At 69.4% G+C, this 14,167-nt stretch carries 8 protein-coding genes; 3 read left to right on the top strand and 5 right to left on the bottom strand.

Features of this window, described 5'->3' with window-relative positions; genetic code table 11:
• Position 1: 1 nt before the first annotated feature.
• Positions 2-1,270 carry an ABC transporter substrate-binding protein gene (locus tag JQN83_RS09825; protein ID WP_208566748.1) on the bottom strand — a complete coding sequence of 423 codons (1,269 nt, stop codon included), beginning with the start codon at positions 1,268-1,270 and terminating at the stop codon, positions 2-4.
• Positions 1,271-1,422: 152 nt separating this feature from the next.
• Here JQN83_RS09825 and JQN83_RS09830 point away from each other — a divergent pair, with 152 nt between their 5' ends.
• The 3 genes from JQN83_RS09830 (at position 1,423) to JQN83_RS09840 (ending at position 6,997) form a co-directional block, all read left to right on the top strand.
• Positions 1,423-2,187: a FadR/GntR family transcriptional regulator gene (locus JQN83_RS09830; RefSeq protein ID WP_208566749.1), complete on the top strand. Its 765-nt coding sequence runs from the start codon at positions 1,423-1,425 to the stop codon at positions 2,185-2,187.
• Positions 2,188-2,768: 581 nt separating this feature from the next.
• A complete protein-coding gene (locus JQN83_RS09835) occupies positions 2,769-4,523 on the top strand; it encodes a family 43 glycosylhydrolase (protein WP_244252169.1) in 1,755 nt (584 codons plus the stop codon).
• Positions 4,524-4,657: 134 nt separating this feature from the next.
• Positions 4,658-6,997 (top strand): beta-L-arabinofuranosidase domain-containing protein, encoded by a 2,340-nt coding sequence (locus JQN83_RS09840; protein WP_208566750.1) that lies wholly within the window; start codon positions 4,658-4,660, stop codon positions 6,995-6,997.
• A 220-nt stretch (positions 6,998-7,217) separates the two neighbouring features.
• Here the strand turns inward: JQN83_RS09840 and JQN83_RS09845 are convergent, their stop codons facing one another.
• The 4 genes from JQN83_RS09845 to chvE all read right to left on the bottom strand — a co-directional run bounded on the left by JQN83_RS09845 (position 7,218) and on the right by chvE (position 13,683).
• A complete protein-coding gene (locus tag JQN83_RS09845) occupies positions 7,218-9,323 on the bottom strand; it encodes a family 43 glycosylhydrolase (RefSeq protein ID WP_208566751.1) in 2,106 nt (701 codons plus the stop codon).
• A 345-nt stretch (positions 9,324-9,668) separates the two neighbouring features.
• Entirely contained in the window at positions 9,669-10,919 is a 1,251-nt protein-coding gene (gene mmsB, locus JQN83_RS09850) for a multiple monosaccharide ABC transporter permease (RefSeq protein WP_208566752.1), read from the bottom strand.
• Positions 10,916-12,454, bottom strand: a complete 1,539-nt coding sequence (gene mmsA / locus JQN83_RS09855) for a multiple monosaccharide ABC transporter ATP-binding protein (protein ID WP_208566753.1) — start codon at positions 12,452-12,454, stop codon at positions 10,916-10,918. Before mmsA ends, mmsB begins: the two co-directional genes overlap by 4 nt.
• Before the next feature lie 86 nt (positions 12,455-12,540).
• Positions 12,541-13,683 (bottom strand): multiple monosaccharide ABC transporter substrate-binding protein, encoded by a 1,143-nt coding sequence (chvE, locus tag JQN83_RS09860; protein ID WP_208566754.1) that lies wholly within the window; start codon positions 13,681-13,683, stop codon positions 12,541-12,543.
• Positions 13,684-14,167 lie beyond the last annotated feature (484 nt).

A 14,167-nucleotide genomic window follows, 5' to 3' on the forward strand; every position in this document is an offset into this window, starting at 1 on the left:
GTCAGCCGGCCTGATCGGAGGCGGCCAGCTGCTTCACCGCCTCGTCGACGCTGATCGAGCCGCTCAGCAGTTGCTGGGAGAGCCGGCCCATCAGCTCCAGGGTCTTGGAGGACAGCGCCACGTGCAGGGCGGGCTTGCCGGCCTTGAGGTCGGCGACGATGGTGGCCACGGCCGGGCCGCCCTGGGACACGTCGATGGTGGTGTCGGCGGCGATCGCCCCGGCGTCGGCGTAGAAGGACTTCAGCGCGTCGGTCGAGGTCAGCGAACGCACCAGGTCGGCGGCGACCCTGGGGTCCCTGGTCCACCTGGCGACCCCGTAGCCGATGCCGCCGTCGTAGGGCAGGCTCGGGGTGGCCCCGGGTACGACGACGGGGGCGCGCATCACGCCGAGCTTCTCGGCGGTGAGGAACTCGCTGAAGTCCTTCCAGTGTCCGACGTCCGACATCAGCCCGATGACGTGGGCGGCCTTCGCGGACTGGAAGATCGCGAAGGAGTCGTTGAACATCGCCGTCGAGTTCGCCCCGTCGCTGTTCAGCTTCGCGTCCTGGGCCTCCTTCCAGAGCGCGAAGATCCGCTTGACGTGCGGCGAGGTCCAGTCCCGCTTGCCGGCGATCCAGTCGTCGTACTCCTGCGTGCTGAACACACCGGAGCCGAAGGCGGAGAGGAAGAACTGGATGCCGTAGCCCTCCTTGTTGCCGAGGGCGAGGCACTTCGCGCCGGTCCGCCGGGTGATGGTGGCGCAGTCGGCGAGGAACTTCGACCAGGTGGTGGCGGGGCTGGCGGGGTCGAGGCCGGCCTTGTCGTAGAGGGCCCGGTTGTAGTAGATCGGGTGGCCCTGCAGCGTCACCGGGGCGGCGTAGGTCTTGCCGTCCTTGGTGAACGCGTCCCAGCCGGCGAGTCGCTGCCGGTCGTCGGTGAGGTACTCGTCCAGGGGCAGCAGCGCGTCCGCCCGGTCCCGGATCTGGCCGCCCCCGTTGAACAGCATCACGTCCGGCCCCTTGCCGGCCTGGATCGCCGTGCCGAGCAGGGTGTAGTACTGCTCGAAGGGCTGGGCGACGAACTCGACGGTGACGTCGGGGTGTTTCCTGGCGAAGTCGGCCTTCGCCTTCTCCAGGTACGCCCGGGCGGACGCCTCACCGGACTTCCAGTCCCAGACGACCAGCTTCCCGTCGGCCCCGCCGGACGGGGAACGCGTCCCGCCGGCGCTCCCGCAGCCGGCCAGCGCCAATGCCGCGACGAGAACGGCTGACCACACTGCTCGGTGCTTCATCGCTGCTCACTTTCGACGTCGGCCGACCCCGCTGAATCGAGACACTTGGATTGACGAGAAAGTAACTCGTATGACGTATGACGTCAACAGTGGGACGTAGAATTCGCCGCAGGCAGGTCGTGGCGCGGTCCGCGGAATCCACTGGAGGGGACATGACGGCACGGGAGATCACCCTGAACACGGCAACGCCCCCGAGCTGGGCACGACGACCCGCCAACCTCGCGACCGCCGTCACCGCCGAACTGGTGGGACGCATCGTACGCGGAGTCCACCCGCCCGGCGCCCCGCTGCCTCCCGAGCCGGCGCTGTGCGAGGCGTTCTCGGTGAGCCGCACGGTCGTCCGGGAGGCCGTGAAGATCCTCCAGGAGAAGGGCCTGGTGCAGGTCCGCCAGGGCAGCGGCACCATCGTCACCCCACCGTCGATGTGGGACATGCTCGACGAACTCGTGCTCTCCGCGACCATCGCCGAGGACGACAGCCTGACCATTCTCGACGACCTGGTGGCCACCCGGCGGGTGCTGGAGTCCGACATGGCCAACGTCGCCGCCCGGCTGGCCGACCAGGACACCGTCGACCGGCTGCGTGCCCTGGTCGACCGGATGGACGAGCTGGTCGACGACCAGGTCGCCTACCACGAGCACGACCGGGCGTTCCACGACGTGATCATGCAGGCGTCCGGCAACCGGATCGCCCGGGGCGTGGTGCGTTCGCTGGAGAGCCAGGTGGTCAACACCGCCCGCTACATGGGCCGCTCCGAGCGGGCGCTGTGCGTGGCCTCCAACCGGGGACACCGGCGCATCTACGAGCGCATCGCGGCCCACGACCCGGACGGCGCCGCCGCGGCCATGGTCACCCACATCACCGAGGCCTGGCTGGTCCGGCGCGGCGGACCGGACACCGGGCGGTTGGTGCGCTGACCCCCGGCGGCGGGTAGATCACCCGGCGCCCCCGCCTGGCGGACCGGGCCCGTGGGGGACCCCGATGACGCCCGCGTAACCAACGAACGTCAATGGCTTGCGGGTGTTAACGATAACAAGATACCGTCGGCCGCGGGAGCGAAGGGCACGCCTCCCCCGCTCCACCCCCGGATCCGGGCGGCGGAGCGGAGTGCGGGCACGGGCGACGTCGGTGGGACACCTCCGGGCACCTCCGTGGACGCTGCGCGCCGCCGGGTCGCATCGACACCTCGACGCACCCGGATCCCCCGGCGCACGTCGTCCACCGCCATCGTGGGGTCCTGACACGACCGCGCGCCGACCGCGGTGCCGTCCCTGGCAGGCCGGGAGCGCGATCGCCGACCGTGACGCCACACCCGCGTACCCGCACGGCGGGCAGTCCGGACGAATCCCGACCGCACCGGCTCACCGGCCGGGGCGCCGGCGGAGTCCGGGCAGGCCACCGAGGCGTGACCCCCCACGACACGCATCGCCCATACTGGGAGGTACTGGTGAAACCCGCACTGCCACCGCTGACCCGACTGCGGCGCTCCTTCGCCTGGTTGACGGCCCTGCTCCTGGTCTCGACCCTGCTCCCGGCCGGCACCGCCAAGGCCGACAACCCCATCGTCCAGCACATCTACACCGCCGACCCGGCCCCGCTGGTGCACAACGGTCGGGTGTACCTCTACACCGGCCACGACGAGGACGGCTCGACCTGGTTCACCATGAAGGAGTGGCGGGTCTGGTCCTCCGCCGACATGGTCAACTGGACCGACCACGGCTCGCCGCTCAACGTAGGCACCTTCAGCTGGGCGAAGGCGGACGCCTGGGCGGGCCAGGTCATCGCCCGCAACGGCAAGTTCTACTGGTACGTGCCGGTGACCGCGAAGTCGACCAACTCGATGGCCATCGGGGTGGCGGTGAGCGACAGCCCGACCGGCCCGTTCCGGGATGCCATCGGCCGCCCGCTGGCGGCCAACGGCGAGATCGACCCGACCGTCTTCATCGACGACGACGGGCAGGCGTACCTCTACTGGGGCAACCCCAACCTGTGGTACGTCAAGCTGAACGCCGACATGATCTCGTACTCCGGCAGTGTCACCAAGATTCCGCTGACCACCGCCGGATACGGCACCCGCAACGGCAACGCCACCCGACCCACCCTCTACGAGGAGGGCCCCTGGGTCTTCAAGCGCAACGGGACCTACTACAACGTCTTCGCCGCCGAGTGCTGCAGTGAGTTCATCGGCTACTCCACTGCGCCCGGCCCCACCGGGCCGTGGACCTACCGGGGCACGGTCATGCCCCGCCAGGGCGGCAGCTTCACCAACCACGCCGGGATCGTCGACTTCAACGGCGGGTCGTACTTCTTCTACCACAACGGCGCGCTGCCCGGCGGTGGCGGCTACACCCGGTCGGTCGCGGTGGAGAAGTTCACCTACGGCACCAACGGCACCATCCCGACGATCAACATGACCAGCACCGGCGCACCGCAGATCGGCACGCTCAACCCGTACGTGCGGCAGGAGGCCGAGACGATCGCCTGGGGCTCCGGCATCGAGACCGAGGCGTCCAGTGAAGGCGGAATGAACGTCGGCTTCATCGAGAACGGCGACTACATCAAGGTCAAGGGGGTCGGCTTCGGCACCGGTGCGACGTCCTTCAACGCCCGGGTGGCCTCGGCCGGCAGCGGCGGCACCATCGAGGTCCGGCTGGACAGCACCACCGGCACCCGGGTGGCGAGCTGCTCCGTGCCGGTCACCGGCGGCTGGCAGAACTGGCAGACCGTCTCCTGCCCGGTGTCCGGCGCGACCGGCACCCACGACATGTACCTGCGGTTCACCGGCGGCAGCGGCACCCTGTTCAACGTCAACTGGTGGCAGTTCAACGGCAGCGGCACCACCCCGACGCCCACGCCGACCGTGACGCCCACCACGACGCCCACTGCGACCCCCACCCCCACCCCGACGACCCCGGCCCCGACGACGCCGGCTCCGACGACCCCCTCCGGGACGACCTGCGCGGCCACCAACACCGTGGTCAACACCTGGCAGGGCGGCTTCGAGGGCAAGCTGACCATCACCAACGGGTCCACCCCGATCACCGGCTGGCGGGTGTCGTTCACCCTCCCCAGCGGGCAGACGGTGGCCCAGGCGTGGAACGGCACCCTGACCCAGCAGGGCAACCAGGTGACCGTCGCCAACGCCGCCTACAACGGGCAGCTCGGGGCGGGTGGCTCCACCACCGTCGGCTACATCAGCTCGACCACCGGCAGCAACCAGCCACCGACCGACCTGACCTGCACCCCCGCGTGACCGCGTCACGCGGCTGACGGCCGCGCCGGCCCGCTCCACCCCACCGGGGCGGGCCGGCACCCCACCACCGACACCACCGTCCGTACGACCCACCCGGACGGCTCGCCCCGTGATCCGGTCCGCTGGAGGTTCCCATGTCCTTTCCGTCCCTCAACCGACGCCAACTTCTCCAGGCCGCTGGCGCCACCGCGCTCGCCTCCGCCGCAGGTGGCACCCTGCTCGGGTCCGGTCCGGCCAGCGCGGCTCTGGTGGTCCCCCCGGCCCGGGCCGACCTGGGCGTGTCGGCGTACCCGTTCGAACTGGGTCAGGTCCGGCTGACCGCCGGCCGGCTGCTGGACAACCAGAACCGGACGCTGAGCTACCTGCGGTTCGTCGACGTCGACCGGATGCTCTACAACTTCCGGGCCAACCACCGGCTGGGCACCAACGGGGCCGCGACCAACGGGGGCTGGGACGCGCCGTCCTTCCCGTTCCGCACCCACATGCAGGGCCACTTCCTCACCGCCTGGGCGCAGGCGTACGCGGTGCTCGGCGACACCACCTGCCGGGACAAGGCCAACTACATGGTGGCCGAGCTGGCGAAGTGCCAGGCCAACAACGGGGCGGCCGGATTCACCGCCGGTTACCTGTCCGGCTTCCCGGAGTCGGACTTCTCGGCCCTGGAGGCCCGCACGCTGTCCAACGGCAACGTGCCCTACTACTGCATCCACAAGACCCTCATGGGGCTACTCGACGTGTGGCGCTACATCGGCAACACGCAGGCCCGCTCGGTGCTGCTGGCGCTGGCCGGCTGGGTCGACACCCGCACGTCGCGGCTGAGCTACAACCAGATGCAGTCGATGCTGGAGACCGAGTTCGGCGGCATGAACGAGGCGTTGACCGACATCTACCAGCACACCGGCGACGGGCGCTGGCTGACCGTCGCCCAGCGGTTCGACCACGCGGGCGTGTTCAACCCGCTCGCCAGCAACTCCGACCAGCTCAACGGCAAGCACGCCAACACCCAGGTGCCCAAGTGGATCGGCGCGGCGCGGGAGTTCAAGGCGACCGGCACCACGCGCTACCGGGACATCGCCAGCAACGCGTGGAACATGACCGTCAACGCGCACACCTACGTCATCGGTGGCAACAGCCAGGCCGAGCACTTCCGGCCGCCGAACGCGATCGCCGGGTACCTGACCAACGACACCTGCGAGCACTGCAACACCCACAACATGCTCAAGCTGACCCGGGAGCTGTGGCTGCTCGACCCGAACCGGGTCGCGTACTTCGACTTCTACGAGCGTGCCCTGCTCAACCATGTCGTCGGCGCGCAGAACCCGGCCGACGGGCACGGCCACGTCACCTACTTCACCCCGCTCAAGCCGGGTGGCCGACGGGGCGTCGGGCCGGCCTGGGGAGGCGGCACCTTCAGCACCGACTACAACTCGTTCTGGTGCTGCCAGGGCACCGGCATCGAGGCCAACACCAAGCTGATGGACTCGATCTACTTCTACAACGACACCACGCTGACGGTGAACCTGTTCGTTGCGTCGGTGCTGACCTGGTCGCAGCGCGGGATCACGGTCACCCAGAGCACCAGCTACCCGGCGAGCGACACCAGCACGCTCACCCTCTCCGGGTCGATGAGCGGCTCGTGGAGCATCCGGGTCCGCATCCCGGCCTGGGCCACCGGCGCGACGATCGCCGTCAACGGCGAGACGCAGAGCGTCGCCACCAACCCCGGCAGCTACGCCACGGTCACCCGCACCTGGGCGGCCGGCGACACCGTCACCGTACGGCTGCCGATGAAGGTCGTCGTGCAGCCGAGCAACGACAACGCCAACGTCGCGGCCCTCACGTACGGCCCGGCGGTGCTGGCGGGCAACTACGGCAACACCGGCCTGAGCGCCCTGCCGTCGTTGAACGCCTCGTCGGTGACCCGGACGAGCACCAGCACCCTGGCGTTCACCGCCACCGCGAACGGCTCCACGGTCAACCTCGGACCGTTCTACGACGCCCACGGCTTCAACTACACGGTCTACTGGAGCACCAGCGGTGGCAGCACCGGCGGCGGCAGCACGCGGATCGTCAACGTGGGCAGCGGCCTGGTTCTCGGCATCCAGAACATGTCCACCGCCGACGGCGGGCTGGCCCTACAGTGGGGCGACACCGGCACCGCCGACCACAACTGGGTGGTGGTGACCGACGGCGACGCCGTCCGGTTCCGCAACGTCAACAGCGGCAAGGTCCTCGGTGTGGAGAACATGTCCACCGCCGACAACGCCCGCGTCCTGCAGTGGGCGGACAACGGCACCGCCGACCACCGGTGGACCCTGCTCAACCAGGGCGACGGCACCTACAAGATCCGCAACGTCAACAGCGGGAAGCTGCTCGGCATCCTCAACGGCTCGACCGCGCAGGGTGCGCAGGCCGTACAGGACTCCGACAACGGCAGCGCGGACAACCGCTGGCGGCTCGTCGCCAACCAGTAGGGACCACCGCCGGTCCCGCACCGCTGGCGAGACGGTGCGGGACCGGCGGTGCAACGGACGGGGCCGCCCCTGTGCGGGGGCGGCCCCGTCGTGTGCGTGCCGGCCGGCGACGGTCCCGGACCGCCACCGACGTGGCCGGGCCGCCCGCACCGACCGGCCCGCACAGCGGTGCCGACGGTACGGGCGGCCCGGTTGCCCCGCTGCCGTGACCCGGGTCGGGTCAGGGGGTGCTGAGCTGGAACTGACGGATCGTGCTGGTGCCGCCGAGGGCCTGGGTGGCGTGGTTGAACAGGGCGAACCGGTAGCCCATGAAGAACTGCCAGTTGCTGTCGAGGGTCAGCGCGTTGCCCAGCGCGGTGAAGTTGACCCCGTCGGTGCTGTACGAGAACCGGGCCTGCCGGCCGGAGCCGGGACGGATGTCGGCGGTGGCCCGTAGCCAGATGCGTCCCCCGCTGACCGGGGCGGAGGCGATCTCCGTGCCGGTGTTGGTGGTCCGCCAACTGCCGTCCATGGTGAGGTTGTTGGTCATCGACACCCGGGTGGCGCCGTTGTCCCGGCGGACGCCGATCCAGGCCGACGAGTTGCGCAGCACCGCCAGCCCGGTCCGGTCGCCGTCGCGCAGCGCCGAGTAGTCGAGTTCGACGGTGGCGGTGGAGGTCGGCCCCTGGATCCGGTGGGTCACCGTGTTCCGGGCGCTGTAGAGGTCGTTGGTGACGGTGGCGGTCTGCAGACGCAGGCCGTTGTTCACCGACCACTTGGTGTTGTCCGGGTTGTGGTTCCACTCCCACTGCGGGCCGAGGGTGCTGCCGCTGAAGGTGTCGGTGCCGGTCAGCGGCTTGACCGGTCGGGTCGGCAGCGGGTTCGGGTACGACGTGCCCCAGCCGCCGTTGACCGTCTGGATCTGCGGCCAGCCGTCGGCGGTCCAGGTGATCGGGGCCAGCGCCGGCACCCGCCCACCGGGGTAGGCGTCCACGAAGGACATGTAGTACCACTGGCCGGCCGGGGTCTGCACCAGACCGCCCTGGTGCGGCACGCCGCCGCCGGAGATCGGGCCGGGCATGTTGAGCAGCACCTGCCGCATCTCGTACGGGCCGAACGGGCTCGACGACTTCAGCACGTACTGGCCGTTGGCCGGCCGGGTGAGCCAGATGTAGTAGCTGCCGTTGCGCTTGTAGAACCGGGCCCCCTCCAGGGTGCCCACGCTCGACGGGGTGGAGAAGACCTGCTGGCTGCGGACCTCGCTCTTGCCGTCGGCGGACAGCTGCGCGACGCTGATCTGGCTGTTGCCGTAGGCGACGTACATGGTGTCGTTGTCGTCGACCAGCATGCCGGCGTCGTAGTAGCACTTGTTGATGGTGGAGTGCTGGTTCCAGGCCCCGTCGACGGCGGCGGCGGTGTAGATGTAGGTCTTGGCGAAGTCGATGCAGCCGGCCCAGTAGTAGGTGCGGTTGCTCGGGCGGTAGTTCAGCGTCGACGCCCAGATCCCGTTGACGTACGCCCGCCCGCCGGACATGTCATACTTCGCGCCGAAGTCGAGCTTGGGCACCGAGTGCCCGGCGAACTCCCAGTTGACCAGGTCGTAGGAGCGCAGGATCGGGGCGCCCGGCGAGTAGTGCATGGTCGAGGCGGACAGGTAGAACGCGTCGCCGACCCGGATGATGTCGACGTCGGCGAAGTCCTGCCACACCACCGGGTTGGTGAACGAGCCGCTCGCCGGTGGCGTGGTGGGTGGCGGCGTGGTCGGGGTGCTGCCGCCGTCGACCCGGACGAGCTGCCACTGCTGGTTGGTGCCACCCCAGTCGGAGTACTGGACGATGTTGCCGCCGTCGGCGGTGGAGGCGTTCTGCACCTCGACCGCCTTGCCGCTGTTGCGGTTGAGCAGCCGGACGTAGCCGTCGGCCGAGTCGGCGAGCCGGAACTGCTGGTTGGTGCCGTTGCCGTCGGTCCACTGCACGATCGCCGCGCCGTCGGCGGTGGAGAGGTTGTAGACGTCGAGGACCTTGCCCGAGAGCCGGGACTTCAACCGGTAGTAGCCGCCGCCGGAGTCGACGAACTGCCACTGCTGGTTGGTGCCGTCGCCGCGGGTCCACTGGGTGATCCGCGCGCCGTCGTTGGTGGCGAAGTTGTACACGTCCAGCGCCTTGCCACTGTTGCGGTTGACCAGCACGTACCAGGCGGTGGTGTCCACCGTCGCCGCCGCCGCGCCGGTCGACTGGACCACGACGAGACCGCCGCCGACCAGCAGCGTCAGCAGGGCGGCGACGACCCGTGACCACCAGCCGCGCCGTCGCCGGACCGCGATCGGCACCTCTCCCATGGCTACCATGACCCTCCCTCACCAACGGTCGATCGACGGTGGCCCCGGGTCCGGCCCGGGGCCACCGTCGTCGCATTGTTCGAAGCCTGCCGATGTCAACGTTCACTCGGCGGCGCGTCCGCGATGGCGCACGACGCGGTACAGCGACAGGTCGGGGATACCGACCAGCCGCTGCGGGAACGGCTTCAGCTATCCATAGACTGTGAGCGATAACATGATGCTCGTCAAGCTGAAACAGCGTTGACACGATCGACGGACGCAAATGCCGACGCCCCGGGCCGCGTCGGACCGTTCCGACGCGGCCCGGGGCGTCCGGGCGAAGGGGTACGACGCGGGCGGGTGCCGCGTCACCGGTCAGCGGGAGGCGCCGGCACGCCGCTTGTTGTAGACGTCGAAGGCCACGGCGACGAGCAGCACCAGGCCCTTGACCACCGACTGGATGGACTGGTCGACGCCCATGAGCTGCATCCCGTTGCTCATCACCGCCATGATCAGACCACCGACCACGGCACCCATCACGGTGCCGACCCCACCGGTGACCGCCGCGCCACCGATGAACGCGGCGGCGATCGCGTCGAGCTCGAACATGTTGCCCGCGGCGGGCTGCGCGCCGTTGGAGCGCGAGGAGTAGATCACCCCGGCCACCGCCGCCAGGAAGCCCATGTTGACGAACATCCAGAAGTTGACCGTCCGCACCTTGACCCCGGAGAGGGTCGCCGCCGAGAGGTTGCCGCCGATCGCGTAGACCTGCCGACCGAAGACGGTACGCCGGGTGAGCAGGCCGTAGACCAGCACCAGCGCGGCCAGGATGATCAGCACGATCGGCAGGCCCCGGGCGTGCGCCAGCTGCCAGGCGAAGTACATGATGACCGCGCCCACCAGCACCACCCGGGCGACGAACAGCGGGAACGACTCCACCGGCTGCTGGTAGCGGACCCGGGCCACCCGGGTCCGGAAGCCGCTCACCGCGTACCCGGCCACCGCGACGGCGCCGATCAGCAGGGTGAAGGCGTCGAAGCCGTCCCCGCCGAGCAGCCCGTTGAGGAAGCCGGCCGCGACCTGCTGGTAGTCGGCAGGGAACGGGGAGAGCGAGATGTTGTCCAGCACCCGCAGGGTCAGGCCGCGGAACAGCAGCATGCCGGCGAGCGTCACGATGAAGGCCGGGATGCCGGCGTACGCCACCCAGAAGCCGTGCCACGCGCCGACCGCGACGCCCACCGCCACCGCGGCCAGGATGCCGACCCACCACGGGAAGCCCTCCCGGATGACCAGCACGGCGGAGACCGCCCCGGTGAGGGCGACCACCGAGCCCACCGACAGGTCGATGTGCCCGCCGATGATGATGATCACCATGCCGATCGCCAGCACCAGGATGTAGGAGTACTGCAGGACGATGTTGGTGATGTTGCCGGGGCTCAGCGACACCCCGTCGGTGAGCACGGCGAAGAACCCGACGATGACGACGAGCGCGACGTAGATGCCGCTCTGCCGCAGGTTATTCATGACCAGCGCACGCAGGTCGCTGGTGCCGGCGTGCAGGGCGACGCCCGGACTCTTGTCGGCCGGCGGCGGGGACGGCGGCGATGAGGTCTTGACGCTGGTCATCCCACGCGCTCCTTGTCCTTCGTCATCAGATCCATGAGGTTCTCCTGGGTCGCCTCGGCCACCGGCACCTGGCCGGTGATCCGGCCGGCGGCGAGGGTGTAGATGCGGTCGCACATGCCGAGCAGCTCCGGCAGCTCCGAGGAGATCAGGATCACCGCCTTACCCTCGGCGACGAGCCGGTTGACGATCGTGTAGATCTCGAATTTCGCCCCGACGTCGATTCCCCGGGTCGGCTCGTCGAGGATCAGCACGTCCGGGTTGGTGAACAGCCACTTCGACAGCACGACCTTCTGCTGGTTGCCACCGGAGAGCTTGCCCACCACGGCCATCACGCTGGTCGTCTTGATGTTCATGTCCCGCCGGCTCTGCTCGGCGACCTTGATCTCCTCGTTGCCGTTGACCCAACCGAGGCGGGCGAGCCGGCCCAGGGCGGCGGCGGAGACGTTGTGCCGCACGTCGTCGATGAGGTTGAGGCCGAAGCGCTTGCGGTCCTCGGTGACATAGGCGATGCCGTGCTCGATGGCCTCCGCGACGGTGCGCGCCCGGACCTCCCGGCCGCGCACGAACAGCCGACCCCGGATGTCCCGGCCGTACGTCCGGCCGAAGAGGCTCATCGCCAACTCGGTACGACCGGCGCCCATCAGCCCGGCGATGCCGACCACCTCGCCGGCACGGACGTCCAGGCTGGCGTCGTCGACGACGAGCCGGTCCTGGGTGGGGTGCCGCACGCTCCAGTTCTCGATGCGCAGCACCTCCTCCCCCGGCGACGAGACCCGGTCGGGATAGAAGCTGTCCAGGTCCCGGCCGACCATGCCGCGGATGATCCGCTCCTGGGTGACCTCCCCGGAGGCCAGGGAGAGGGTCTCCACGGTGCGTCCGTCGCGGATGACGGTGGTCGCGTCGGCGATCGCGGTGACCTCGTTGAGCTTGTGCGAGATCAGGATGCTGGTGATGCCCTGGTCGCGCAGCCGGCGCAGCAGGTCGAGCAGGTGCGCCGAGTCGATGTCGTTGAGCGCGGCGGTCGGCTCGTCCAGGATGAGCAGCCGGACCTTCTTGGACAGCGCCTTGGCGATCTCGACCAGCTGCTGCTTGCCGACGCCGAGCTGGATGACCGGGGTGACCGGGTTCTCGTACAGGCCCACCGAGGCGAGCAGTTCGGCGGCCTCGGCGTTGGCCCGGTTCCAGTCGATCAGGCCGCCCGGACCGCGCCGCTCGTTGCCGAGGAAGATGTTCTCGGCGATCGAGAGGTAGGGCACCAGGGCGAGTTCCTGGTGGATGATGACGACGCCGTGGGACTCGCTGTCGCGGATGCCGCGGAAGTTCATCGGTTTGCCGTCCAGCACGATCTCGCCGTCGTACGACCCGGTCGGGTGCACCCCGGAGAGCACCTTCATCAGGGTGGACTTGCCGGCGCCGTTCTCGCCGCAGATGGCGTGGATCTCCCCCCGGCGCACCGCGAGGGAGACGTCCGCCAGCGCGGTCACCCCGGGGAAGGTCTTCGTGATGCGTCGCATCTCGAGGATGGTGTCGTCCATGGTCAGCGTCCTGATCGTCGAAGCCTGAGGCGGGCTTGCGATGCGCCGGGCGCGGCGGTCGGTCACCGCCGCGCCCGACGACCGGTTTACTTCTTGGCCTGACCGGCGGCGACCTCTTCGGCCGACCAGTAACCGGAGTCGACGAGCACCTTGGTGATGTCGTCCTTGTAGACGGTCTCGATCGGCAGCAGGTACGCCGGGACGACCTTGATCTTGTTGTTGTAGGTCGTGGTGTCGTTCGCCTGCGGCTGCTTGTCCTGCAGGAACGCCTCCGCCGCGATGACGGCCTGCTCGGCGAGCAGCCGGGTGTCCTTGAAGACGGTGGAGCTCTGCACCCCGTCGTTGATCAGCTTGACCGAGGCGATCTCGGCGTCCTGACCGGTCACCACGGGGAGCTTCTTGGCGCCCTTGCCGTAGCCGGCGTTCTGCAGGGCGGTGATGATGCCCCGGGAGATCCCGTCGTACGGCGACAGCACCCCGTTGACCACGGTGCCGTCGTTGTAGCCGGAGGTCAGCAGGTCCTCCATCCGCTTCTGGGCGGTCTCCTGCTGCCAGCGCAGGATCGCCGCCTGCTCGATGCGGGTCTGGCCGGACTTGACCTTCAGCGTGCCGTTCTCCATGAACGGCTTGAGGGTGTCCATCGCCCCGCCCCAGAAGTACTGGGTGTTGTTGTCGTCCAGCGAGCCGGCGAACAGCTCGACGTTGAACGGGCCGGTGGCGGTGCCCTTGCCACCGTCCTTGGTCTGCAGGCCGAGGCCGACCAGCAGGGCGGTCGCCTGGGCGACGCCGACCTTGTAGTTGTCGAAGCTGACGTAGAAGTCGACGTTCTTGTTGCCCAGCAGCAGCCGGTCGTAGGAGATGACCGGGATCTTCGCCGCTGCGGCGGCGTCCAGCTGGCCGCTGAGCGCGGTGCCGTCGATCGCCGCGATGATCAGGACGTCCGCGCCCTGCGTGATCATCTGGTCGACCTGCTGGGACTGGGTCGGGATGTCGTCACCGGCGTACTGGAGGTCGACCTTGTAGCCCTTGGCCTCCAGCTTCTCCTTCACCGCCTTGCCGTCGGCGATCCACCGCTCCGAGGTCTGGGTCGGCATGGAGACGCCGATGGTCAGATCGGCGGGCTTCTTGTCGCTGCTGTCGCCCCCGCTACCCGCTCCCCCGCCGCTGCATGCGGCAAGGCTGAACGCCAGTGCCGCGCCGCCGAGCGCGACCAGGAATTTCCTGCGCACAGGTTTCTCCTCTCCGGAACTCCCGCCGACTGCGGGGACCACCTGTCACCTTTCGGGGTAGTGTTAGCGCTCACATCGCCCCCGTCAACACCCCCTCGGAAATCCGGACGTCACGGTCTCGTAACGGGCGTCTCCGACTTGTCCGCCCATCGGCGTCCCGCCCGCCGGGCCGACGCGGACTCGTTTCCGTGGTGAGCACGGCGACGGCGGCCCGCCCACCACCCCCGGGCTGCGACCGGACGGCGGACCCGCCGACGCCGACGTCCCGCCGGGTTTCCAACCTGTTACGCGATCGTCATCGACGACAGGCGATCAATGCCAGGCGCTCCGCTGAATGCATTCAGCGCCACCCTCACCACCACGACCGACGCATCCCCGGAGAACCGGTTGACGGAGGGTGGTTGGGCGATTCCGGAGGGTGGTGACCGGAGGGCGACGGGCGGTGGGCGACGGGTGGTAGGGGCGGGCGACGGGTGGAGGGTGC

The organism is Micromonospora antibiotica, from assembly GCF_017599305.1.
Lineage (GTDB): Bacteria > Actinomycetota > Actinomycetes > Mycobacteriales > Micromonosporaceae > Micromonospora > Micromonospora antibiotica.

What these genes read in the sequence shown, in the direction of transcription:
- JQN83_RS09825 (WP_208566748.1), bottom strand. Translation starts at nt 1,270, where the DNA reads ATGAAGCACCGAGCAGTGTGGTCAGCCGTTCTCGTCGCGGCATTGGCG.
- JQN83_RS09840 (WP_208566750.1), top strand. Translation starts at nt 4,658, where the DNA reads ATGTCCTTTCCGTCCCTCAACCGACGCCAACTTCTCCAGGCCGCTGGC.
- JQN83_RS09830 (WP_208566749.1), top strand. Translation starts at nt 1,423, where the DNA reads ATGACGGCACGGGAGATCACCCTGAACACGGCAACGCCCCCGAGCTGG.
- mmsA (WP_208566753.1), bottom strand. Translation starts at nt 12,454, where the DNA reads ATGGACGACACCATCCTCGAGATGCGACGCATCACGAAGACCTTCCCC.
- JQN83_RS09845 (WP_208566751.1), bottom strand. Translation starts at nt 9,323, where the DNA reads ATGGTAGCCATGGGAGAGGTGCCGATCGCGGTCCGGCGACGGCGCGGC.
- mmsB (WP_208566752.1), bottom strand. Translation starts at nt 10,919, where the DNA reads ATGACCAGCGTCAAGACCTCATCGCCGCCGTCCCCGCCGCCGGCCGAC.